The 22,838-nt window shown below is 68.9% G+C and carries 23 protein-coding genes; 15 read left to right on the top strand and 8 right to left on the bottom strand.

Features of this window, described 5'->3' with window-relative positions; translation table 11 throughout:
• The first annotated feature begins 31 nt into the window (after nucleotides 1-31).
• Both ACYU98_RS01100 and ACYU98_RS01105 read left to right on the top strand, forming a co-directional pair.
• Nucleotides 32-574 (top strand): histidine phosphatase family protein, encoded by a 543-nt coding sequence (locus ACYU98_RS01100; RefSeq protein WP_460466330.1) that lies wholly within the window; start codon nucleotides 32-34, stop codon nucleotides 572-574.
• Nucleotides 571-1,590, top strand: a complete 1,020-nt coding sequence (locus tag ACYU98_RS01105) for an SDR family oxidoreductase (RefSeq protein ID WP_460466331.1) — start codon at nucleotides 571-573, stop codon at nucleotides 1,588-1,590. The genes ACYU98_RS01100 and ACYU98_RS01105 overlap by 4 nt, the downstream gene beginning before the upstream one ends.
• Here the strand turns inward: ACYU98_RS01105 and ACYU98_RS01110 are convergent.
• Entirely contained in the window at nucleotides 1,574-2,194 is a 621-nt protein-coding gene (locus tag ACYU98_RS01110) for a class I SAM-dependent methyltransferase (RefSeq protein ID WP_460466332.1), read from the bottom strand. The two genes, ACYU98_RS01105 and ACYU98_RS01110, sit on opposite strands and share 17 nt — an antisense overlap.
• A 101-nt stretch (nucleotides 2,195-2,295) precedes the next feature.
• Here ACYU98_RS01110 and ACYU98_RS01115 point away from each other — a divergent pair, with 101 nt between their 5' ends.
• Genes ACYU98_RS01115 through ACYU98_RS01130 form a run of 4 tightly spaced genes read left to right on the top strand, consistent with a single transcriptional unit; the run spans nucleotide 2,296 to nucleotide 5,790 of the window.
• On the top strand, nucleotides 2,296-3,168 hold the full coding sequence (locus ACYU98_RS01115) for a glycosyltransferase family 2 protein (RefSeq protein WP_460466333.1): 873 nt from the start codon (nucleotides 2,296-2,298) through the stop codon (nucleotides 3,166-3,168).
• On the top strand, nucleotides 3,168-4,127 hold the full coding sequence (locus ACYU98_RS01120; protein WP_460466334.1) for a polysialyltransferase family glycosyltransferase: 960 nt from the start codon (nucleotides 3,168-3,170) through the stop codon (nucleotides 4,125-4,127). Before ACYU98_RS01115 ends, ACYU98_RS01120 begins: the two co-directional genes overlap by 1 nt.
• A 2-nt stretch (nucleotides 4,128-4,129) precedes the next feature.
• On the top strand, nucleotides 4,130-4,870 hold the full coding sequence (locus ACYU98_RS01125) for a hypothetical protein (protein WP_460466335.1): 741 nt from the start codon (nucleotides 4,130-4,132) through the stop codon (nucleotides 4,868-4,870).
• Nucleotides 4,870-5,790 carry a DNA-3-methyladenine glycosylase family protein gene (locus ACYU98_RS01130; protein WP_460466336.1) on the top strand — a complete coding sequence of 307 codons (921 nt, stop codon included), beginning with the start codon at nucleotides 4,870-4,872 and terminating at the stop codon, nucleotides 5,788-5,790. The genes ACYU98_RS01125 and ACYU98_RS01130 overlap by 1 nt, the downstream gene beginning before the upstream one ends.
• A gap of 26 nt (nucleotides 5,791-5,816) precedes the next feature.
• On the opposite strand, the gene cuyB is transcribed toward ACYU98_RS01130, so the two are convergent.
• The 4 genes from cuyB to cofD all read right to left on the bottom strand — a co-directional run bounded on the left by cuyB (nucleotide 5,817) and on the right by cofD (nucleotide 9,927).
• A complete protein-coding gene (gene cuyB / locus ACYU98_RS01135; protein WP_460466337.1) occupies nucleotides 5,817-6,578 on the bottom strand; it encodes a cysteate racemase in 762 nt (253 codons plus the stop codon).
• Nucleotides 6,575-7,858, bottom strand: coding sequence for a carboxylate--amine ligase (locus ACYU98_RS01140; RefSeq protein WP_460466338.1), 1,284 nt, complete (start codon nucleotides 7,856-7,858; stop codon nucleotides 6,575-6,577). Before ACYU98_RS01140 ends, cuyB begins: the two co-directional genes overlap by 4 nt.
• 75 nt (nucleotides 7,859-7,933) lie before the next feature.
• Complete coding sequence (locus ACYU98_RS01145) at nucleotides 7,934-8,968, bottom strand: coenzyme F420-0:L-glutamate ligase (protein ID WP_460466339.1); 1,035 nt, start codon at nucleotides 8,966-8,968, stop codon at nucleotides 7,934-7,936.
• Nucleotides 8,965-9,927: a 2-phospho-L-lactate transferase gene (gene cofD / locus ACYU98_RS01150; RefSeq protein WP_460466340.1), complete on the bottom strand. Its 963-nt coding sequence runs from the start codon at nucleotides 9,925-9,927 to the stop codon at nucleotides 8,965-8,967. Before cofD ends, ACYU98_RS01145 begins: the two co-directional genes overlap by 4 nt.
• 126 nt (nucleotides 9,928-10,053) lie before the next feature.
• Between cofD and ACYU98_RS01155 the strand changes: the two genes are divergently transcribed.
• From ACYU98_RS01155 to ACYU98_RS01165, 3 genes are read left to right on the top strand one after another with little or no spacing between them, the layout of a single operon-like run.
• Nucleotides 10,054-10,323 (top strand): WhiB family transcriptional regulator, encoded by a 270-nt coding sequence (locus tag ACYU98_RS01155; protein WP_460466341.1) that lies wholly within the window; start codon nucleotides 10,054-10,056, stop codon nucleotides 10,321-10,323.
• Nucleotides 10,324-10,333: 10 nt separating this feature from the next.
• A complete protein-coding gene (locus tag ACYU98_RS01160) occupies nucleotides 10,334-13,576 on the top strand; it encodes a glycosyltransferase (protein WP_460466342.1) in 3,243 nt (1,080 codons plus the stop codon).
• Complete coding sequence (locus ACYU98_RS01165) at nucleotides 13,570-15,015, top strand: DUF5719 family protein (RefSeq protein ID WP_460466343.1); 1,446 nt, start codon at nucleotides 13,570-13,572, stop codon at nucleotides 15,013-15,015. Before ACYU98_RS01160 ends, ACYU98_RS01165 begins: the two co-directional genes overlap by 7 nt.
• 28 nt (nucleotides 15,016-15,043) lie before the next feature.
• Here ACYU98_RS01165 and ACYU98_RS01170 read toward each other — a convergent pair whose 3' ends face one another.
• Both ACYU98_RS01170 and ACYU98_RS01175 read right to left on the bottom strand, forming a co-directional pair.
• Complete coding sequence (locus ACYU98_RS01170; protein ID WP_460466344.1) at nucleotides 15,044-15,865, bottom strand: SDR family oxidoreductase; 822 nt, start codon at nucleotides 15,863-15,865, stop codon at nucleotides 15,044-15,046.
• Between the two features lie 26 nt (nucleotides 15,866-15,891).
• Complete coding sequence (locus ACYU98_RS01175; RefSeq protein ID WP_460466345.1) at nucleotides 15,892-16,281, bottom strand: metallopeptidase family protein; 390 nt, start codon at nucleotides 16,279-16,281, stop codon at nucleotides 15,892-15,894.
• 114 nt (nucleotides 16,282-16,395) lie between these two features.
• Here ACYU98_RS01175 and ACYU98_RS01180 point away from each other — a divergent pair, with 114 nt between their 5' ends.
• Genes ACYU98_RS01180 through ACYU98_RS01195 form a run of 4 tightly spaced genes read left to right on the top strand, consistent with a single transcriptional unit; the run spans nucleotide 16,396 to nucleotide 19,584 of the window.
• Nucleotides 16,396-16,737 (top strand): DUF3499 domain-containing protein, encoded by a 342-nt coding sequence (locus tag ACYU98_RS01180; protein WP_460466632.1) that lies wholly within the window; start codon nucleotides 16,396-16,398, stop codon nucleotides 16,735-16,737.
• A gap of 18 nt (nucleotides 16,738-16,755) precedes the next feature.
• The gene (locus ACYU98_RS01185) at nucleotides 16,756-18,204 is read left to right on the top strand and encodes a phosphomannomutase/phosphoglucomutase (RefSeq protein WP_460466346.1); all 1,449 of its coding nucleotides are present in this window, start codon (nucleotides 16,756-16,758) and stop codon (nucleotides 18,202-18,204) included.
• The gene (locus tag ACYU98_RS01190) at nucleotides 18,201-18,416 is read left to right on the top strand and encodes a Trm112 family protein (protein WP_460466347.1); all 216 of its coding nucleotides are present in this window, start codon (nucleotides 18,201-18,203) and stop codon (nucleotides 18,414-18,416) included. Before ACYU98_RS01185 ends, ACYU98_RS01190 begins: the two co-directional genes overlap by 4 nt.
• A gap of 4 nt (nucleotides 18,417-18,420) precedes the next feature.
• Nucleotides 18,421-19,584 carry an SIS domain-containing protein gene (locus ACYU98_RS01195; protein ID WP_460466348.1) on the top strand — a complete coding sequence of 388 codons (1,164 nt, stop codon included), beginning with the start codon at nucleotides 18,421-18,423 and terminating at the stop codon, nucleotides 19,582-19,584.
• Here ACYU98_RS01195 and ACYU98_RS01200 read toward each other — a convergent pair.
• A complete protein-coding gene (locus ACYU98_RS01200; RefSeq protein ID WP_460466349.1) occupies nucleotides 19,578-20,654 on the bottom strand; it encodes a DUF2330 domain-containing protein in 1,077 nt (358 codons plus the stop codon). The genes ACYU98_RS01195 and ACYU98_RS01200 overlap by 7 nt on opposite strands.
• Before the next feature lie 116 nt (nucleotides 20,655-20,770).
• On the opposite strand from ACYU98_RS01200, the gene ACYU98_RS01205 reads away from it, so the two are divergent.
• Entirely contained in the window at nucleotides 20,771-21,592 is an 822-nt protein-coding gene (locus tag ACYU98_RS01205; protein WP_460466350.1) for a tryptophan 2,3-dioxygenase, read from the top strand.
• Nucleotides 21,589-22,830, top strand: coding sequence for a kynureninase (gene kynU, locus ACYU98_RS01210; protein WP_460466351.1), 1,242 nt, complete (start codon nucleotides 21,589-21,591; stop codon nucleotides 22,828-22,830). The genes ACYU98_RS01205 and kynU overlap by 4 nt, the downstream gene beginning before the upstream one ends.
• The last annotated feature ends 8 nt before the right edge of the window (nucleotides 22,831-22,838 follow it).

Consider the following 22,838-nt stretch of genomic DNA (forward strand, 5'->3'; position numbering starts at 1 on the left):
GCAAGGGTAGGGCTGCGCGAGGATCAAGGGCGTGAAGGTGGTGTTGGTGCGACACGCGATGCCGCAGTTGGAAGCCGACGTGCGGCCGGAGGACTGGCTGTTGTCGCCCGTCGGCGGGGCTGCTGCGACATCGCTGCGCGCCCTCCTGCCAGTCGAGGCGACCTGGCGCTCGAGCCCGGAACCGAAGGCGCGGGACACGCTCCGGTTGGCCGCGCCGACGGCGCGCATCGAGCAAGACCCCGATTTCGGTGAGGTGCGCCGCGACGAACCCTTCGCTGGGGACTTCCGGGCGCGGCGTGCCGCCTGGATCGTTGGTGACCTGGACGACCGTCACCGAGGCTGGGAAAGCCCGCAGCAGGTCGCCGACCGGTTCGCCGGCGCGCTTGCCAGGGCTGTCGTCGGCGCCGATCCGGAACTGCCCGTTGTCATCGCCACCCACGGGATGGCAATGACCGCCTGGCTGGTGCGCGGGGTGGGGGTATTGCCGCCGCAGAGAGCCGTTCAGTTCTGGTCGGAGCTGGCTTGTCCAGACGTGGTGACGGTCGCGAAAGGTCGTCTTACGCTGGGCTCATGAGCTCTGAACTTGTCCTGGTGACCGGGGGCTCCGGATACCTCGGATCCCGTTGCGTGGCAACGCTACTCGAACGCGGCTACCGCGTGCGTACGACCGTGCGGTCGACCGCCAAGGAGCAGGAGGCCCGCGACCTCGTGACCGCCGCGGGTCAGGACGTCAGCCAGGTCCAGGTCGTACGCGCCGACCTGACCTCTGATGAGGGGTGGGCTGAGGCGGTGGCCGGTTGTCGCTTCGTCCTCCACGTCGCCTCGCCCTTCCCGACCAATGTCCCGAAGAACCCCCAGGAGTTGATCGGCCCTGCTCGCGAAGGCACCCTGCGGGTGCTGCGGGCCGCCCATGCGGCCGGAGTCGAACGGGTGGTGGTCACCTCCTCCTTCGCCGCCGTCGGATACGGCCACCAGCCGACCGGTCGCGCTTTCACCGAGGAGGACTGGACCGACCTGTCCGGGGAGGTGCCGGTCGCGCCGTACCCAACGTCGAAGACACTTGCCGAGCGCGCCGCCTGGGAGTTCGCGAAGGACCACCCGCAGACCCAACTTGCGGTGGTGAATCCGGTGGCAATCCTCGGGCCTCCGTTGGGTCGCGACAGTGGCACCTCGGTCGAACTGATCGAACGGCTGATGAAGGGCCTACCCGGAGTTCCGGATGTTGCCTTCGGGGTCGTCGACGTTCGCGATGTCGCCGATCTGCAGGTGCGTGCGATGACCGATCCGGAGGCGGCGGGCGAGCGTTTCCTGGCTGTTTCCGGCGACTTCCTCACGGTGCGCGAGATCGCTGAGGCGTTGCGCGAGGGCCTCGGGCCGCAAGCCCGGAAGGTGCCGACCCGGGTGTTGCCGAACGCGTTGGTGAAGCTGGTCGGTCGCGTCGATCGCGCGGTCGGTCAGGTCGTCACCGAACTGAGCCACCACAAGAACGCGACGTCGGCGAAGGCGCAGCAGACGCTCGGTTGGAGCCCGCGACCGGCGCAGGAGACCATCGTCGACACCGGTCGCTGGGTGGTCAGCCGGCGCGGCTGAGCAGGTGCACGACGTAGTTCTCGTTCGGGTCGTACGGATGTAGTTCGTAGCTGCCGAATCGTGCGTCGACGCGCAGGCCAGCGGCCGCGGCATCGACCGCGAAGTCGGCGGGGGAGTATTCCCGGGAGTCCGGCGGGGTGGCGTCGGTGTGGAAGCCGACCAGCAGGCGCCCGCCGTCAGCCAGCAGCTCACGCATCCGGGTGAGCACCAGTTGCTCGCCGCCCTCTTCGCCGAGAATCATCACGTTGCCGACACACACCACGACGTCGTACGCGTCCGGGAATCCTTGGGCGGCAAGCGAATCCGGCGTCGCGTCGTCGATCCGGGTCAGGAACGTGGGCAGTTCGGGGAAGGTTCGCGCCGCCTGGTCGAGCAACGTGGCATCGAGATCGATGCCGTACGCCTGATGTCCGCGGGCGCGCAGGGCCGCACCGATCCGGCCCATCCCGCAGCCGGCGTCGAGGATGCGCGCACCGCGCGGCGCAAGGGTGTCGGCCAGTCGTGCCTCGCCCTCGATGTCGGTGCCGTCGGCGTGCAGTTGGGCGAACCTTTCGCCATAGCCGCTGTGATCGCTGCGTTCCCAGCGGGTCGGACGGTGGTGCATCGGGTGCCTCCTGGCGGTCGACGACTATCGGGTGCTGGTGCTTGCCCGTCTCACCCGTAGCCTAGGCAGGCGAGCTTGAGCCGGTAATCGAAGGAGAAGACGTGTCGTCACCGCTGCCCCGGGTGGGTGTCGTCCTGCTGTCGATGGGCGACCGTCCGGCCGAGTTGGCGACCGCGCTGGCGAGTCTGCACACCCAGCAAGGCGTCGAGCTGGACGTGGTGCTGGTCGGCAACGGCTGGAAGCCAACCGGTCTTCCCGACTGGGTCCGCACCATCCACGAGCCGGAGAACCTGGGCATCCCGCAGGGCCGCAACGTCGGCGCTGCCGAAGCGCGCGGCGACTACCTCTACTTCTACGACGACGACGCGTCCCTGCCGAGCCCCGACGTGTTGCGCCGCTTGGTCGAAGTGATCGACGTCGACGCTCGGATCGCGGTTGCTCAGCCGCGCGGCTTGGACCCCGACGGCAAGCCCGCGCCGCGCCGCTGGACGCCCCGATTCGACGTCACCGATGGCGGCAAGGCAGGACCGGCAACCTGGTTCTGGGAAGCCGTGTTCATGGTGCGCCGGCAGGCCTTCGAGGAGGTCGGTGGCTGGCCAGGCCACTTCTTCTACGGCCACGAGGGAATCGACTTGGCGTGGCGATTGCTCGACGCCGGCTGGCGGATCGAATACGCCCCGCAGATCATCGTCAACCACCCCGCCACCAGCCCCGCTCGCCACGCGGTGTTCTACCGGATGAACGCCCGCAACCGGGTCTGGGTCGCCAAGCGCAATCTGCCGGCGCCCCTGGTGCCGGTCTACCTCGGCGCCTGGACCGGCGTCACCCTGCTGCGAGTTCACGACAAGGACGCCCTGCGCACCTGGTTCAAGGGTTTTGCCGAGGGCGTACGAAGTGACGCCGGCCCGCGTCGACCGATGTCCTGGCGCACGGTCGGTGCCCTCACCCGGGCCGGTCGCCCGCCGGTGATCTGATGCGCGTGTTGATCACTGGGGTGCGCAGCCGCACCCACCTGATCCACTTGGCAGCCTTCCTGCGCAAGGCGTTGACTGAGGAATCGCAGATTGACGTTGACTACGTCGGCGGTGGCCGGTTCCTGGGCAACGCGGCGGTCAGCGAGCAGGACGTGCGCGACGCCTTCCCCGATGACCCTCGCCTCACGGTCGTCATGCGCGACGCGGTCCCAGCCGATGTGCCGGCGGACCTCACCTACCTGTCGGTGGGTGCCCCCGGCCTCAAGCCGTGGCTGCGGCTGAAACGCGCGCAGCCACGCGGGAGCGTACGAGTCGTGGTCACCGACGAGGGATTGGGAACCTACGGCGGCCTGGCGACCCGTCGCGCGGCCTGGCGGCGGCAGGGCGTACGGGAACCCTGGCGCACCGCGCGGGCCGTTGCCGTCGAGGCCGGCAGCAGGACCCTGACCGGGCAGCGCTGGGCGATGTACGACAAGGCCCGCGAGTGGGCCTTGAACGAACAGATCGCCGACGAATTCCGTCGTGGGGTGAGCGTCGGGCCGCGCTCGAATGAGGTCGTGATGCTGACCCAACCGTGGGTCCAACTCGGTCTGCTGACCGCCGGGGCCTACCGCGCGCATCTCGACGAGGTCGCGGATGTCGTTGCCGCACAAGGAAACACGCTGGTCGTACGCCCGCACCCGGCAGAGCCGCCCGGCGCCTACGCGGGGATGACCGTGATCGAGGGCGGGCTGCTGGCCGAACGCGATGCGCGGGTCGTGAATGCGGCCGGTGTCGTCGGCGGCACCAGCACCGCTCTACTGAACTTACGGACGTTGTACGGCGTGCCCGCGAGCCGGCTGACCGTCGCCGGACTGGAGCACCTCGACACCGAACTCGGGGCAGATCAGCGGGCCCTGCTCGCCACCTATCTGCCGCCGGTGACCGACGTCGGTCGGTGGTCGGGGTTAGGGTCGTAGGTGTGAAGTCGAGCATCGGCACCAACCGGTTCACCGCACCCGAACCGGTCACCCGCGCCGCGGCGCGGGCCCGCCAGGCAGCCCGCGATACCGCGGCCCGGCTGCCCCTGACCGAGGGTCACGGACCGGTTCGCGCCAGCGATCTGAACCACATTCGCTTCACCAATCTGCTGACCGATGGGCGCGAGGCCAGGGCCGCGCGTCGCTTCGCACGCCGTCTGGGCCTGGCCCGAACGATCGACGACACCAGCGCGTGGGCGTCGCTCGGCGCTCTCGCGGCGCTGTTACGGGTCGTCGACGACGGTTCGAAGCGCTCGGTCGTGGTCGACCCCGTCGGGTCTCGGTCGACCTTCAGTCGCTGGGCTCGCCACGTCGGGTTCGAACCGCTCGGCGTCGATGTCACCCGTCCGGAGGTCGTCGGCCGCCAGGTGGCAGCTGGATCGGTCGACCACGTCGTACGACTCCACCCCCACTCCGCTGCGCCGGACAAGATCGACGAAGACCTCACCCGTGCTTCCTGGGCGTTGCGGCGCGGTGGCCTGATCACGGTCACGACCAAGGTTGGTGGTGCGCGCGATGGACTCTCGGTGGCCGACCTGCGGTCGCTGGCCGCGCGGATGGACGAGCAGGGGCTGAAGCTGGTCGGCGACCTCGACCTGAGCGACGTGCAACGCGCCCGTTCTGCCGAGCGAGGCGCCGACGGTGCGTTCGGGCTGGCGCTGCTGACCTTCCGCAAGCGGTAGTGGAGCAGTCCGACTTCGCCCCCGGGCGCCGGATTCCGCTGGGCGCGATCGTCGGTGGTCTGCGCCATGGTGGTGGCGATCCGACCTGGCGCACCACACCTGACGGGATCTGGCGCGCATGTGTGACGCCGCATGGCCCGGTGAGCGCCCACCTGCGGTTGGTTCGCGAGAGCGCAGGTGACCGGGTCGTGGCTAGCGCCCATGGGCCGGGAGCGGCCTGGTTCTTAAGCCAGTTGCCCGCGTTGCTCGGCGCCGATGACCGCCCCGACGGGTTCGTCGCCCACCACAAGATCGTCGCTGAAGCTGCTGCGCGACAACCGGATTGGCGAATGGGGCGATCGAACCTGATCGTCGACTCGCTAGTCCCGGCGATTCTCGAGCAGCGAGTCACTGGCAAGCAGGCGTTCTCCTCCTACCGCCAGTTGGTCTATCGCTTCGGGTCGGCCGCTCCCGGGCCGGCAGCCGATCTCGGGTTGTGGGTCCCGCCTGATGCGCGGGGTTGGGCAAGCATCCCCTCCTGGGAGTGGATCCGTGCCGGCGTCGACGCGCAGCGGGCCGACACGGTGATGCGCGCAATGCGGGTGGCCGCTCGTTTGGAGCAGTGCGTCGATCTGCCGCGCGAGCAGGCGTGGACCCGACTGCGGTCGGTGCCCGGGATCGGCGTGTGGACCACGGCCGAGGTCGCCCAGCGCGCGCTCGGGGATGCCGACGCGGTGAGTTTCGGCGATTATCACGTGGCTCGCCAGATCGGGCAGGCGCTCACGGGCGCGCCGGTGGACGACCACGAACTGCAGCGGCTCTTGGCCCCGTACGAAGGACATCGGTTCCGGGTGCAATACCTGGTGACCTCGTCCGGGCTTGGCCCGGAGCGGCACGGCCCACGGATGAGCGTGCCGACGCACCTACCGACCCGCTGGTGACCACTATGGCGCGGGTCGAGGTGGGGTCAGCGGCCGGCGGCGCGCAACGTCGCAGCAGCGAGCGACGCGATCGAGTCAACGATCCGGGGGCGGTCCTGCCAGTGCTGTTGGGCGTAGATCACCGACAGTTCGGTGCAGCCCAACACGACGACGTCACTGACCCCGAGCAGGCGCTCGATGACGCCCTCGAGCCCAGCGAGATCGATCTCCCCGCCCGCCTTCACCCCGTCATAGATGACTGACATGGTCAGCGCTTGGTCGGCCTCGCCCGGGAACACCGGGGTCGCGCCCAACTCGGTGATGACCCGCTCGTAGACACCTGCCGCGCGGGTGCCGTCGGTGGCAAGCACTCCGATCCGGCCCGTCCCGCCAGCGGTCGCAGACACCGCAGCTTTGGCGGTCTCCTTGACGATCGACAGCACGGGTTGCGTTGTCGCAGCGGCGATCTCGTCGAGGAAGTGGTAAGCGGTGTTGCACGGAATCACGGTGAAGTCGGTGCCCAGCGCATCTAGCCGAGCGGCGTCGCGGGCGAGGACCGGACCGGGGTCAGGCTCGCTCGCGTCGAGGATGTGAGCTGTGCGGTCGGGCTGGCTGGAGTGCACCAGCACCACGAGATCGAGGTGGTCCTGGTCGCGGTGAGCCGGAGTCAACTGAACGAGCACGTCTTGGAACAACGCGGTCGCCGCCGGGCCATTGCCACCAATAACGCCGACGGTGGGGGAGGCCCAGGCGGCGTCGTCGCGCACGGAGAAGGTCGAGTCAGCACTGCTCATGTCGGGGTGACTCATACCAGCGCCTTCGGTTCGGGGTAGTAGCGCTTGTATTTGCGCACGTAGTTCAGTTGGTTCGACACGATCCACTGCCAGCGGCGCGGGTTGCGCTCGGCCTTGTAGAACCACGGGTTGGTGACCTCGCCCGCCTTCACCAGAGCATTGAACTTCGCTTTGGTCGCGGGATCGGTGATGTAGCGCCGCAGCAGTCGTACGGGGACCGCTGTGAAGACGTGTTCGTTGCTGGTCTCGACCATCGGTCGGTCGGCGTAGGACTCGCCCTTGACCCATTCGTCGACGTACCACTCGACCACGTTGTGGCCGGCCGCGGTGATGTAGAAGCTGGTTCCGCCCAGCCGCGGGTTGAGTTCGAAGAAGACGGTGCGCCCCGACCGCGGGTCGTATTTCAGGTCGAAGTTCGCCCAACCGACCCAGCCGACGGACTCCAGCAGTCGGGTCGCCTGCGCGACGGCCTCGTGGTCGACGGTGGTCAGGATCGCGGCCGGGAAACCGATGGTGTCGGGGGAATGTTCTTCCAGCAGAACCTGTCCGAAGCAGGCGAACTTCACCTTCGAGTGCTTGTCGACGTAGCAGGTGAGGATGCGCATGCCCTGGTCGTCGCCGGGGATGACGTCCTGCAGGATGAAGTTGTCGGTGTAGCCGCTGCCGGCCAACCGGCCGAGCAGATCGTCGAGTTCGGCGCGGGAACCAGCGGAGTGAACCTTCGCCTTCCCGGTGAACTTCACCTTCGAATACGCCTCGGCGTTCGACGGCTTGGCGATAACCGGGTAGGTCAGGGTGTCGAGCGCGGCCAGCGCGGTGTCGCTGCCGTGAGTAGAGACGTCGTAGACGACCGTCGCCGGGTGGGCGATGTCGAGCTCGGCGCAGAGCTGCGCGAAGTTCTCCTTGCGGGTGAGCCGGTCGATCAGCCCGGGCGCGGAATAGGGGATGACATAAAGGTCAGCCAGCTGATCCTTGACCCGCGCCAGCACGCTCACGATGTGGTCGGTCGTGGCCAGCAGGAGCCGCTTCTGCGATCCGACCTTCGGCGCGAGCGCGCGCAGCGTCTGGACCAGCGCATCAGGGTCCTCGAGCGCGGAGATCGACTGGTGCACCACCAGGTCGCTGTGGGCGATCGGCCCAGACACCATCCGCGACACCAGGATCGAGCGATACCCGTAGGCCATGTGGAACGAGCGGGCGAGGCTGTAGCCGAGTCGGTCGCCGCCAAGGATGACCGGCACGAAGTCCTGTCCGGGAATCAGCTGGGCGGGGCCGGGCGCAACGGTGTCTGGCATGGGCCCAAGCCTACGGGGCCACCGAGTGGATGCAGATTCACCTCGAGCCCGACCTCGAATTGCATCCCCCGCCGGTCACCGGTCGGTGAGCGACAACTCGACGTGGTCCTCACCGCGCGAGACCGCTTGCGACCGCAGGCGCTCGCCGGCAAGAGCGACCTCAAAGCGCGCAACGCTCCGCCCGAGTAGGTAGGGGTCAGAACAGATCACCCGCCACCGCCGGTCACCGCCGTCCAGCGCAACGGCCTCGGGTTCCTCTTCGGGCAATACCGTCACCGACCACGCCCGCCCGACGCGCGCGCCGAGGTCTTCGGGATGAACGGACTCCACTCCCGCTTCGTAGGCGAGGGGCGAGCCGGGCGCGACGCCCAGCGCATCTCGTACGGATTCCGCGCGGCCGAGCGCGAACCAGTCCGTTGGGCCTGAGCGCACCAGCGTCGCGGCGTCGCCGTCGCCGCCGACGAAGCTGTCAAGACCGCGCACGACTGCCGCCGGAACGCGATGCAATTTGCCCTTCACCAGGTCAGCGGCTGACGCGATCTCGTCGGCGATGTTGCGGATGGTGACCGCGAGGTCGCGGCCGTGGGTGTCGGCCAGACCGCGCAGATCCTCGAGCACCGCGACGTGGTGACTGCCGAGGGCGAAGTCGGTGACCCCGGCGCGCCAGGCGCGTCCCGAGGTGTCCGACAGGATCAGGCCGAAACGGTCGTGGCCCGCCAGCGCCGCCAGCGCGGCGTGCAGGTCGCGGGCCACCGCGTCGGGGTCGTGGGGGAGCAGCAGCAGGCGCTCGTCGTCGGAGTTGGAGGCGTCGATGCCGGCGCCGGCCATGACCGGCCCCGAGCGGGCGGCAACGATCCGGGTGAAGCCGGTGGTCGTCGTACGCTCCGACACCACCCGCGTCGACTCCGCCAGCACCAATTCACCTCGATCGAGACCGGCGGGCGCGTAGAGCCCAAGCGCTTTGGAGACGACCTTGCTGGTGACGACCAGGATGTCGCCGGCGCGCAGTTCGCCCAGCGCCGACCAGAGAATGGTGGCCAGGTCATCGCCGGCGGTGATCTCGCCGATGCCCTCGACCGGGAGCAGGGTGAGCGCGGCTGCAGCGGTCACGCGCGCAGTTCCAGTCCGAGCTCGACCGCGGTCGCCGCGATTCGGTCGGTGGCCTCGGGGTCCTTCATCAGCAGTGGCAGCGACCGCACCTGGGCGTCGCGCAGGGTGCACGTGTCGCGTTCGTCGACCAGCCAACCATCCAAGAAGTCGGCGTACAGGCCGGCGACACCCTGCGCAGAGACCTCTACGCCGAGCGGCGCGAGGCAGGCGTCGGCGTGTCCGCGCACGGGTCCGCCACCCACGATCGGGCTGACCCCGACCACCGGTGCGGAGGTGCCGCGTAGGGCGTCGCGCACCCCCGGAACGGTCAGGATGATCCCGATCGAGACGACCGGGTTCGACGGCGGCAGGATCACCAGGTCGGCGCTACGAATTGCGTCGAGAACACCCGGCGCCGCGGTGGCGCGGTCCATTCCGGCCACCACGAAACGCTGGGCCGCAATCGCCGCCTGTTCCTTGATCCACCACTCCTGGAAGTGGATCGCGGACTGCTCGCCGTCGCGTTCGACCACGACGTGGGTTTCGACCGGTTCGTCGGTCATCGGCAGCAGCGTGATGCGCTGCTGCGGCAGCCCCCAGCGCTCTGCCAAGCGGGCGGTGACCTGGGACGATGTCGCGCCCTGGCCGAGCCAGAGGGTGCGGGCGACGTGGGTGCCGAGGTCCTTGTCGCCGAGTCCGAACCACTGCGGCTGCACGCCGTACGCGGTCAGTTCGGCCTGCAGCGCGAACGTCTCCTGCGCGCGACCCCAGCCCTGCGCTTCGTTGTTTCCACCGCCCAGGGTGTAGAGCAAAGTGTCTACGTCCGGGCTGATTCGCAGCCCGTAAAGGGTGATGTCGTCGCCGGTGTTTGCGATGACCGTGAGGTCGTGGGGGCCGTCGGTACGGGCGTCGAGGTGGCGGCGCAGGCCGCGCAGGAAACGGGCGCCGCCAATACCTCCGGCGAGAGCAGTGATGCGCATGTCCGGCAGTTTCGCACTTCAACCTCGACACGCCGGTAGCGGTAGGTCTTGTACCTCTTTGGGCTTGACTTACCCAGCAAGACACGCGTTGAATAACACCGTTGTCATTTCGGTCGAGGAGGAAAAGTGCAGGAGTTCTCGTTGTTCCCGTTGCACGACCAGGCCGATGATGAAGGGGCCCTGGGTTGGCAGGAGCGCGCGCTGTGCGCGCAGACCGACCCGGAGGCCTTCTTTCCCGAGAAGGGTGGCTCCACCCGCGAGGCCAAGAAGGTCTGCGTCGGCTGCGAAGTCACCGCCGAATGCCTCGAATACGCGCTAGCCAATGACGAACGCTTCGGCATCTGGGGCGGGCTCTCCGAGCGCGAACGCCGGAAGTTGAAGAAGCGCGCAGTCTGACCCGTTCCTCGTGGTGACCCCTGCACTCACCTCGGTCGACAACCCCGGGTCGCCGTACCTCGAGGAAGACACCGGGCCGCGGCTCAGCGTCACGACGTTGCTGGTCGCCCGCCACCCCGACGGTCATCTCGGCGACACCATCGACGCCGTCCTTGCGCAGGACCGTCGTCCCGAACGACTCATCGTCATCGACACCACCCCCGATCGCTGCGCGCGCGCGTGGGTCGATTCGCATCCGACGCTGCGGGCCGAATTGCCTGGCACCTCCGTCGTGGTCGCGCCCCCGACAGCTACCTTCGCCGACACCATCGACATCGCCGTCGAGTCGTTGCCCGACCCCGGCGAAGACGTCGTGGTCACCAAGCGCACCCGCACCCGCGCCGATAAACGCCCGATCCGGCCGCGCGACAAACACGAATGGCTCTGGCTCCTCCACGAAGACAGCGTTCCGGCACCGCAAGCACTCGTGGCGCTGGTCGACACCGTCACCCACAGCAGCCGGGTCGGTGTGGCCGGTTGCAAGGTCCGCGAGCTCGGCACCCGCCAGTTGGTGAACGTCGGTCTCGACGTGACCCGCACCGGTCGCCACATCGGCGATCGGATGCAGGGCGAGTTCGACCAGGGCCAACACGACCGGCGATCCGACGTTCTCGCGGTGAGCAGCAGCGGGCTGATGATCCGCCGTGACGTCTATTCCTCGCTCGGCGGATTCGATCCGGCGTTCGACGGCGACGGTGACGGGCTGGATCTCTGCTGGCGCGCCCACCTCACCGGCCACCAGGTGGTCGTGGTGCCACGAGCGATCGTCCACCAAGATCTCACCGCCGACGATGGCCGCCGCCACGGTGACCCCGACCTCCCGGCCCCGCGCAGCCCGCGCACCCTGCGGCGCCACCGACAGGTCGCGCTGGCCCGTTCCTCCCTGCTGGGCTGGCCGCTGATGAGCGTGTGGGTTTTCATCTCCAGCGTCTTGCTCGGCTTGGTCATGCTGGTGGTCAAGCGCCCACGGCGTGCCGTTGCGGAGTTCGCGCAGAGCCTGGCCCCTTTGGGTGTCGGGCGGATCGGTGGCGCTCGCGGCCGGTTCTTCGGACGAGCCACTGCCCGGCGGCGTCATCTAGCGCCGCTGTTCGTCGGCACCGGTGCGGCCTGGGTCAGCGCTCGCGAGTCGGTGCTCGGTGCTCTGACCGTCGAAGGTTCATCCCGAACTGGCCGACTGGTTGACGCCGGGGTGGGGGAGACCGGGCCGGTCGACGACGGCGCCGTGGCGCTGGCCGCGCCCAGTCGGCGACACCGAGTTTTGGGTAATCCCGGCCTCTGGACCGTTCTTCTGTTGCTGGTCGTCGCTGGCGTGCAATGGCGCCATCTGCTCGGATCTCAATCTTTCCAAGGCCGGGCCGGTGGGATCAGCGGCGGCGAACTGCGCGCGTTCGGCAGCGACGCTGGTGGTGTGTGGCGGCTTTACCGCGATGCGTGGACCGGCGCCGGGCTCGGCGGTCCCAACCAGGTCGCTGAATACCTCCCGACACTCGCCCCGTTCGCATGGCTCATCGGCCACCTTCCGGGCTTGCAGTGGGCGACCTCCGCTGCGACCGCTGTCATGTGGCTGCTCGCGCTGACCATCCCGCTTTCCGGCTTGGCCGCCTACCGCGCCGGCCGCATCCTGACCCACGACACCTGGCCGCGCGCGATCGTCGCGGTGCTGTGGGCGACCACGGCGACTGCCACCACCGCCTCGGCGCAAGGCCGGCTCGGCCCCGCGATGGCCCACGTCGTCGCGCCACTCGCGTTCGCTGGAATTGTCGCCGTCGGCCGCCGACGCGCTTCCGGCACCATCACCTTCGCGACCGTTCTGGCGATCGCCTTGCTCGGGGCCTACGCCCCGCTGCTGCTTGTCTTCACCACTTTCGGCGGTCTTCTCGTTGCCCTCTTCGGTCCCGGCTGGGCCCGATTGCGTGGCGTCGTTGTTGCTGTCCTCCCATGGGGTCTGCTCGGGGCACAGACCCGGGTCATCCTCGGCGACTGGCGCCACCTGTTCGCCGGCCCGGGCGGTCTCGTCACCGGGTCGACTCCGGCGGTCGACCACTGGCAGGTCGCCCTGCTCCACCCCGGCGGTCCGGGGTCGACCCCGGTTCTGCTCGGCCTGCCGCTGCTGGCGCTCGCGGTCCTGGGAATGCTTCTGCCGGCCCGCACCCGCAGCGTCATTGGAATTGCCGTTGTTGCGTTGCTCGGCCTGACCGGTGCGCTGCTCGCCCCCCATCTCCACGTGATGACGGTCGACGCGGCCCCCCGATCCCCGTGGGCCGGGCTACCGCTCGACGTCTTCGCCCTCGGTTGCGCCGCGCTCGCGTTGGAAGGCCTGGGCGCCGTGCGTCGCGGCCGTCGGGCCGGGTGGGTTCTCAACCCGCTCACCGCCGCGCTCGCGACGCTCGCCGCGCTGACGGTCGCCGGGCTCGGAGCGTGGAACTCTCAGGTCACCACGCTGCACCCCTCCCACGCGGTGCTGCCAACGGTGCTCGACAGTCAACTGACCGGGCCACGCTCGGTGCGAGTCTTGGTGTTGGCGACCACGGCCGACGGGTCGGTGAGCTACCGCCTGGTTGGTCGCGAAACCGGCCTGCCCGTCACCGACTTCGACCCGGCGACCGCGGTGAGCGGCGCGCCCACCGGCGCGGTGGTTTCCCGTTTGGTCACCGGTCAGGGTGGCAGCGATCTGGCTGACGATCTGCGGTCGCTTGCGATCGGCTACGTCGTGGTCCGCGGCGCGCCCGTCGGCCAGCAACAGGTGGCGCAGTCGATGCAAACCGGTGGCGGTTTGGTGCGAATGAACTCGGTGTCGACCGAATCGATGTGGCGGGTCTCGCCCAGCCCGTCGCCGTCTGCCGGGTCGGTCGCGGCCAGCCGGCTCCTGCTCGCCGATGGTGCCGGTCGACCGCTGAGCGAGGTCACCTCCACTGACTGGCATGCGATCACCGACACCCGCATCCCGGCCGGTGCCGCTGGCCGCCAGCTCGTTGTCTCCGAATTGCCTGGCTGGCGTTCGGCCAACCGGGTGAGCGTTGACGGACGCACGGTCCGTTCGGTCACCACCGGCGGCCTTGTCGGCTATCCCGTGCCGCCCGGCTCGGCTCACCTGCGGATCGAGGCCCTGCCGACGTACGAAACAACGCGGTGGGCGCAACTGGCGCTGCTCGCGTTCGTCGGCTTCGGAGCGTTGCCCTTTGGCAACCGCGCCTCGCGGCGGCGCGCATGGTGAAGCTGGCCGCCCCGCTGCGCAGCCTGCTGATTGTGGGTGCGGCCGCCGGAATCGTGGCGGGCGCATCCCACGCCGACGTCACCGCCGACTGGGGGCGTTCCTCGGATCAGGTGGCAGCGGCCGATCGGTCCTCGGCCGCGCTGCAAGCGGTGCAGGTCTGCGCCGGACCGGATCGCCCGGGCACCCCCGGCTTCGACGCGAACCTCACTCAGCGGGTGAGCCTGTCGACCGCGGTGGCGCCGGAGAAGTTGGTGCAAGGTGGCTCCGATACCGGAAGCCTGCGCATCGACTCCGCCCCTACCGGCATTACCCCCTCGATCACCGCCACCCGCAGCGCGCCCGATCCGGTGACGATCGACAAGCCCGTCTCTGCGGTGCTCACCGGGACCGGACGATCGGCGCTGGGTGTCACCGCGACCCAGTTCGCGATCGACACCGACAAGACCGTCGCCGGCTTGGCCATGCAGGCCTGCCAGTCGCCGGTCAACGACGCATGGGTTCCGTTGGGCGGCAACCAAGTTGGTCGCCTCGATCGGGTGGTGCTGACCAATCCGTCGAGCAGCGCGATCACCGTCGATGCGGTGGTCGTCGGCCGCCAGGGGCCCGTCGCCGGCAAGGGTGGCTCCGATGTCGTGGTCGGTCCGCATGACCGCAGGGTGATCAGCATCGGTGACTTCGACACCGACCTCACCGACGCGATGCTCCACGTCACCAGCATCGGGGGACCGGTCGCCGTCACCGTCGCCGACGTGCTGATGGTGGGCGAACGGCGCGCGGGCGAGTCGTTGGCTGGGCCGATAGCGCCGCCGTCGAAGGACCAGACGATCCCTGCATTCGCGGTCGTGGCCGGTGCCCCCGACGTACGCGTCGCAGTTCCGGGCCGCGACGACGCGACCGTTCGAGTGCAAGCCATCGACGCCTCCGGCAATGTGGTCGCCGACGAGGTGCGCGACCTCACCGCCGGCACCTCCAGCGCGGTGCCGTTGACCGGCGCCGGGCGAGGCACCTACTCGGTGCGGGTCACCGCCGATGCTCCGGTTGTCGCGGCCGGTCTTGCCGTCACCGGATCGACCGGCACCACCGACCTCGCCTGGGCAAGCGCGAGCGACCCGATCACCGCCCTTGGCGGGCTGGCCCTGCCGACCCTGCCGAGCGATTTGTCGGCCGAGCTGGTCATCGCCCCGAACGACCGCGCGCAGCGGGTCGAGGTCGTCACCGGGGCCACCACGCAGACGATCACCGTCCCCGCGGATCGGCCGGTCAAGCTCGACGTCACTGACAGTTCAGCAATCTGGATCACGCCGCGTTCCGGCGGCCCGACGCATGCCGGTGTCGTGGTCAGCGGCCGGTCGAAGGACGGCGACCTGCTGGAAATCCTGCCGGTCGAACCGGTTGTCAACGCCGCCACAGTGCGCGACGTGACTGCCGGCGTCGACTAGCACGTCGACTCGAACCCAGTCCCGGTGTTCAGTCCTGCTCGGTGAGCCACTGGGCGTAGGTCGATCCGCCGCGGCGGGCCGTCGGACCAGGCAGGTTTGATCCCCGCGAGAACGCCTTCAGCACCCCGCCGACGGCGGGGAGTTCGAACGTACGCCGTAGTTTTCCGCCGCGAACGTGCACCGTCAGCCGCGCGATGTCTGCACCACTGAGAACCTCGGGGCCGGCCAATTCCAGCGGTCCGGCGACCGGGTCGTCGGCGAGGGCGACGTCGACGAGCGTGCGGGCCACCCACTGCGGGTCGACGGGCGCGAAGCGCAACTGCGTGGCCGACAGACCGAATCCGCCGCGCGGGGCGCACACGGTGCGTACGAACGAATGGAACTGGGTGGCGCGGACCACGGTGTGCGGCAGCCCGGACTCGATGACGATCGTCTCGGCCTTCGCCTTGGCGCGGTAGTAGGGGAAGGGGTTGTCCCAACATCCGACGATCGAGACGTGCACAAGGCGGGCCGGTTCGCCCTCGAGCATGGCCAGCGTGAGCCGGCGGGTGCCGTCGATATCGACCTCATCGGGGTGACGCGGGTCGCTGGCGCAGTGGATCACCGCCTGCACGCCCTGGAGCGCTTCAGTCAAACCGTCTCCGGTACGCAGGTCGCCGACGACCCGTTCGACCCCCGGCTCTTTCGCGCCAGAGCTGCGGCTCAGAACCCGAGCCGGCACCTGCGAGCGGACCAGTTCGGCCACGACCTCCCGGCCCAAGGTGCCGGTTCCGCCGGTGACGAGCACCGGCAACCGGCCAAGAGTCGGAAGGCCCGGCAGGAGCGGGGGCGGGAGTGCGGCATCGGACACGTCGGTCGTCCTTCGGGTCGGGGATGTCAGTCGTCGGTCAGGTCGTCAGGGTTCACGCCGAGCAGGCCGGCGAGGTTCTCGGTGAGCACCACGTGGACTAGTTCGGCGAGATCCTGCTCACCGGTGGCCCGGGTCTCGACCGGGCGCCGGTAGACCACGATTCGCGCCGGCAGGTTCCGCTCCGCGGGAAACGTACGCGCCAGAGCGATCTGGTCTTCCCACGGCGCCGGATCGCTCGGCGGAACGTCTTCTACCGCCAACTCGACGGCGACCGTACGCAGCTTCGGGCGATCGCAGAGTCGTTCGAAGGTGTCGAGAACGATCTCGTCGAACTTCTGCCCACGGGTGCGCATCGCGGGTACCCGTGGCCAGGCGAGCGGGCCGCGCATACCGCGGCCGTGCCTGTCGTTGCCCATGTCCGCCAGCCTACGTGGGGCGCCAGTGACACGTCGCACGACCGTCGTACGGTGTGGCTCCCCGACGAACTGCGCTGCGAGACCTACAGTTCGCTGCGTGAGAATGGTGTGTTCGTGTTGAAGCGTCGATGTGCTCGTGCGGGTTGTGGCCAGGGCGCCGTGGCAACGCTGACCTATGTCCACGCCGACCAGACCGTGGTGGTTGGCCCGCTGGCCACCTATGCCGAGCCCCACGCCTATGACCTGTGCGCCCAACACGCGAGTCGACTCACTGCGCCGCGCGGGTGGGACATCGTGAAGCTGCCGATCGACTACTCCGAGCCGCAGCCGACCCAAGACGACCTGCTGGCCTTGGCCGACGCGGTGCGCGCTGCCGGCCGGCCGGCCCCGATCCCGCAGGACGACGAGGACGCCGAGCCGGCGCCAGTCCGACTGCGCGTGGTCCGTGCCCGCTGACCGCATTACGCTGACCTCGTGAATGCAGTCCGACTGAGCGATTTCGTCAAGGCCTACGACGTACGAGGCCTGGTTCCCGAACAGTTGAACGCACCGGTCGCCACGGCGCTCGGATCAGCGTTCGCCCAAGTAATTGCGCTGCCAGAGGGGGCGCGCGGGATCGTCATCGGTCACGACATGCGACCCAGCTCGCCGGAACTGTCGCGTGCGTTCGCCGAAGGTGCGGCCGCTCACGGGCTCAGTGTCACGCTGATCGGACTCTGCTCGACCGACGGCCTCTACTACGCCTCCGGCGCGTTGGGCATGCCTGGCGCGATGTTCACCGCGAGCCACAACCCCGCCGCCTACAACGGGATCAAGCTCTGCCGCGCCGGTGCCCGGCCGGTTGGTCAGGAGAGCGGGTTGGCGGAGGTGCGCGACCTGGCGCAATGGACGCTCAACCGCGGCACGCTGCATGACCTCCCGGCAGCCGACGACGGTGCGATCACCGAACGCGACCTTCTGGCCGACTACGCCGCGTTCCTGCGCGGACTAGTCGATCTGTCCGGTGGTCGCCCGCTCAAGGTCGTCGTCGACGCCGGCAACGGGATGGGTGGCCACACGGTTCCGGCGGTGCTGGGAACAGGCGCGGGACTGCCCGAGCTGCCGCTGGAGATCGTCCCGCTCTACTTCGAACTCGATGGCACTTTCCCCAATCACGAGGCCAACCCGCTGGAGCCGGAGAACCTGCGCGACCTGCAGGCGGCGGTCGTCGAACACGGAGCCGATCTGGGCTTGGCCTTCGATGGCGACGCCGACCGGTGCTTCGTCGTCGACGAAACCGGGGCGCCGGTCAATCCGTCGGCGGTCACCGCCCTCGTCGGCAGCCGCGAGGTTGCGAAAGCCGTTGCGGCAGGGGCCGACGCTGCCGAAGTCACCGTGGTTTACAACGTGATCTCCTCGCGCGCCGTGCCCGAGATCGTTGGCGCGACGGGTGCGCGAACTGTGCGCACCCGAGTAGGACACTCCTACATCAAGGCGCAGATGGCCGAACACGATGCGGTCTTCGGCGGCGAACACTCCGCGCACTATTACTTCCGCGACTTCTGGTTCGCCGACACCGGCATGCTCGCGGCGATGCACGTCCTCGCCGCGCTCGGTGAGCAGGACGCGCCGCTGTCGCAGCTGACGGCCGCCTACTCGCGGTTCGCCGCCTCGGGCGAGATCAACTCGCTGGTCGACGACCAGGCGGCCGCGACCGAGCGCGTACGTTCGTGGGCCAACGCCCAGGGCGAACTCACCACGGACACGCTCGACGGGGTGACCCTCGCTCACGACGCAGAGCCGATGTGGTGGCTGAATGTGCGGGCCAGCAACACCGAACCGCTGTTGCGCCTGAACGTGGAGGCCGCAGACGAGGCGACCATGGCCCGGGTGCGCGACGGCGCCCTGGCAGCTATCCGGCAGATCGAAGGAGAACCCCGATGAGTGCTCAGAGCGATCCGATCGACGGTTGGCTGCGCGGAATCTTGCGCTGCCCCGTCTGCCGCCAGGAACTGCTGGACGGCACCAGTCCGACCGGTGGCCCGGAGCTGCAATGCGCCGGCGACTGCGAAAAGCCCGGCCAGCGGCGCGGCTACCGCATCGACGACGGCATCCCGGTGCTCCTCGCCGACGAAGCCCGCATCTTCCAGGCCTGAGCCGATGCCCGAGCTCGAGGAATCCTGGGTCGATGATCCCGCCGAGCTCGCCCGCCGCGACAGCCGGGACACCCTGCGGTCGCTCGCGTCAGCCGGAGCTCAGCTTCGCGAGGCGCTGACCCTCGGCGCCGAGGCCGGCATCGAGAACGTCGCCTACGGCGAACGCCCGCGCGCGGTCCTGGTGGCGGCATTGGGTAGCACTGCTGTGGTCGCCGAGGTATTGGCGCTGTTGGCGGAGCCGGGATCGCCGGTGCCGGTGACCGTACGCCGCAACACCCCGCTGCCCGGATGGGTCGGTCCGCTCGATCTCGTCATCGCGGTATCCCTCTCCGGCAAGGCGCCGGGACCCGTGGCGATCGCGATCGAGGCCGCTCGTCGTGGCGCATCCCTGTTGACCGTCGGCGAGCCTGACTCGCCCCTTGCCGATGTCTGTCGGCAGGCTCGCGGGGTCCACGTTCCGGTCGGCCGCGGTCGCCAGTCGACCCGGGTGTCGCTGTGGTCGATGCTCACACCGGTTCTGCAAGGGGCGCACGCGCTCGGACTTATCGATGCTCCCGACTCAGCTCTGCTCGAGGCGGCTGCGCGTCTGGATCAACGGGCCAGCGACTGTCGTCCCGGTTCGGCCTCGTTCGTCAATCCGGCCAAGCTGGCCGCCGCGACCTTGGCGCCCACCGTCCCGGTGGTGCTCGGCGACGGCCCGCTGACCGGCGTCGCCGCCGGGCGAGCCGCATCGATGCTGAGCCGCACCTCGCGGATCCCGGCCATCCATGGTGAGTTGCCTGATGCCGCCTCACAGATCGTCGCCTGCTTCGACGGGCCGTTCACCGCCGGTGGCGGGTTCGGCTCCCGCCGGGAACGAGCGGCCGACATCTTCGCTGACCCGTTCCTCGACGCACCCGAGCAGCCTCGGCTGGGTCTGCTCATGCTGCGCGACGCCGCGCCGGACGAACCGAGCGTGCGGCTCACCGAGGCGGTCCTGACCGGTGCCCGTGGCGCCGGTTGCAAGGTGACCGAGGTGGTCGCCGAGCAGGGCCACCCGATCGTCCGACTGGCCGATCACCTGTTGATGGTCGACTACATCGCCACCTATTTGGCGATCGGTCTGGGGATTGACCCAGCCGTGTCACCGCATGTCGCGGACCTTCGCGACCGCACCCAGCCTTACTGAGCAGTGCCGCGCTGAGCGCGGCGGCGCAGCCGAACGATCAGCATCCCGCCAACACCACCGGTCGCGGCGACGACCAGCCCGAGCACCACCAGTTCGTCCCAGCTGAACAGGTAGCTGTCGTGCCAGATGATGCGGGTGTACGGGGTGTCGTCCGGTGCCTGCCCGAAGGAAAGATCACTGGTGATCTGGGCCTTCGGCTGGTCGAAGACCTGCTCCGAGGCGGTCAGATAGGGCGCTGCAGCAAACGTCGAGCGCAGCGCGGTCGGGATCTTCGCGCTCGACGGGCGCCCCGCGTACAACGCGGTGATCGACGTCGTCCTGGCGGTGGGATCGGTGCGACGGGTCTTGTGATCGCTGGCGACGTAGGTGCGCACCCGCTGGGTGTTCGCGGCGGCGCGGGAGAGCTGCAGCGGGTGGACCAGCTCTTTGCTGTCGAAGGTCATCGCCACCGGCGGCAATTCACCGGTCAGCGTCTTGCCTTCCGGAGTCAGCTTCAAGGCGACGAAGGTCCACTTCTTAGCGACGTAGAGGTCGAAAAGCTGCTGCACCGCGGGTCGGATGCCGTAGCCGTGGGTGGTCAACCAGCTACGGAGGGCGGTCGGGTCGTCAGCGCGCAGGGTGGTTGCTTCGAGTGGTCCGAGGTTCACCGTGGACAGCGCGGTGACCGAACCGGAAGCAGGTCCGCGCGAGGTGGCGCCATTTCCGTCTTGATCCCCGAACCAGGGCGAACGACCGCCGACGAAGTGATGTCGCGTTCGCTCAACGGGCTGGACGATCCGGGCCAGGGCCGAGAAAGTGTTCGGATCGGCGAGCGTGACCGCGGCCGGGGTCGGCGTGGGCACCACCAGGCCGGCGTCGGGTGCGCTGCTGCGCAGGTCGAGGCTCATTGTGATCGTCTCGCGGCCAGCGGCCTGGGTCAGCAAGACGTTCTCCTGGGTGACCTGACTGGTGTCGCCGGCCGGCACCATCACGGCCCCACAAGCGCACGCGTCGGCGGCACCGCTGAACGTGGTCGGGGCGGCCACCGCGGCCACGAACACCGACAGCAGGAGGGACAGAATGCGGCGCACGAAACGCTCCTTTTACAGTGACGGTGCAGGAGGTACAGATATTCGCTCCCGCCGGGTGGTGGACGCGACGAGCTGATGGGTGGTTCCGAGCGAAGCATGGGTCGTACGCTCGGGGCGTGACGAGCGATCTGACCTATGGCGACTATCTCGATCTAGACACCCTGCTGAATGCGCAACACCCCCTGGCGCAGCCGCCGCAACATGACGAGTTGCTGTTCATCATCCAGCACCAAACCAGTGAGCTCTGGTTCAAGTTGGTCATTCACGAGTTGCGCTCGGCGCGCGACCTGATCGCAGCCGATCAATTGCCGCCCGCGCTCAAGCGGCTCGCGCGGGTCAAGCACATTCAGGCGACGTTGACCCAGCAGTGGTCGGTCTTGGCCACCCTCACCCCGAGCGAATATGCCGGGATCCGCCCGTTTCTGGCATCGTCGAGTGGCTTTCAGTCGCTGCAATATCGGATGGTCGAGTTCTTGCTCGGCAACAAGAACCCCGACATGTTGCGCGTCTTCGAAGGCCGCCCGGAAGCCGCAGAACTCGCGACCGTGTTGCACGAGCCGTCGTTGTACGACGTGTTCTTGCAGTTGATTGCCCGTCGCGGTTTGCCGGTTCCGGCGCAGCATCTCGACCGTGACTGGTCGCTGCCGCGAGAGCCTTCTGAGGATCTGACGGTCGTCTTCGAGGCGGTCTATCGCGATCCGCAGACCTACTGGGACATCTACGAAACCTGCGAGGAACTGGTGGACCTGGAGGACAACTTCCAGCACTGGCGGTTCCGACACCTGAAGACCGTTGAGCGCATCATCGGCTTCGGCCGGGGCACCGGCGGCAGCGCGGGCGTTCCGTTTCTGCGACGGGCCCTGGAACAGAGCTTCTTCCCCGAGCTCTACGCCGTACGCGGTCGGGTCGCCGAGGGCACCATCGGAGGCGACGCATGATCGACGAATTCATCGCCCGCGCAGCCGACTCGGATGCGGCTGACCCGTTGGCGTGGTGCATCTCGGAGTTCGTTGAACCGGCCGACGGCGCGGTCGCGGCCTACCTCGACGGCAACTCACTGGGTCGGCCGACCAAGGTCGCGCAGCAGGAACTTGCCCGACTGATCACCGATGGGTGGGGCAGCAGCCTGATCCGTAGCTGGACCGACGGCGAAGCCCCCTGGATGCAGTGGCCCGAGACGATCGGTGATCTGATCGGTGCCGCCTGCCTGGGCGCCGCTGCCGGGCAAACCGTGGTCGCCGACTCGACGACCGTGATGCTCTACAAACTGGCCCGTGCCGGTTGTGCCGCGGCGGCCCCGGGTCGCGACGAGATCGTGCTCGACTCCGGCAACTTCCCGACCGACCGATACGTGCTCGAAGGAATCGCCGCCGAGCGCGGGATGACGCTGCGGTGGATCGAGCCCGACCCGCTGGCCGGGGTGACACTCGACGAGGTCGCGGCCGTGGTGGGGGAGCGTACGGCGTTGGTGGTCCTGAGCCACGTCGCCTACCGCAGCGCGTGGATCGCCGACATGCCGGCGATCACCGACCTGGTGCATCAAGCCGGTGCCTACGTGTTGTGGGACCTCTGCCACTCCGTGGGTGCGGTCCCGACGCAACTCGACGACTGCGGGGTCGACCTGGCGGTCGGTTGCACCTACAAATATCTCAACGGCGGCCCGGGCGCGCCGGCCTTCGGCTATGTCGCGCGCCGTCACCTGGAGACCTTCCGGCAACCCGTACAAGGGTGGATGGGTCGCCAGGATCCGTTCACGATGGGCCCGGGATACGTTGCCGCACAAGGCATTCGGTCTTTCGTCAGCGGAACCCCGCCGGTGGTCGGCATGGTGCCCGTGCGTGCCGGCGTCGAGCTGACCGCACGCGCCGGGATCGACGCGATCCGGGAGAAGTCGATGGCCCTGACCGGGTTCACCATCGAGATGTACGACGCCCTGCTGGCCCATCGCGGCGTCGAGCTGCAGAGCCCGCGCGACCCATCCGTACGCGGTGGTCACGTCACTCTCGGGCACCCCGACTTCAGCCGGGTCTACCGCGAGTTGTGGTCGGCCGGGGTGGTGCCTGACTTCCGTGAGCCCGACGGGATTCGGCTCGGCCTCGCGCCGCTGACTACCTCCTTCGCGGACGTGGCCAGCAGCATCAAGGCGATCGTCGACCTAGTGCCCGAAGGGGCGTAGGTCCGGCC

The sequence above is a fragment of the Calidifontibacter terrae genome, assembly GCF_054778835.1.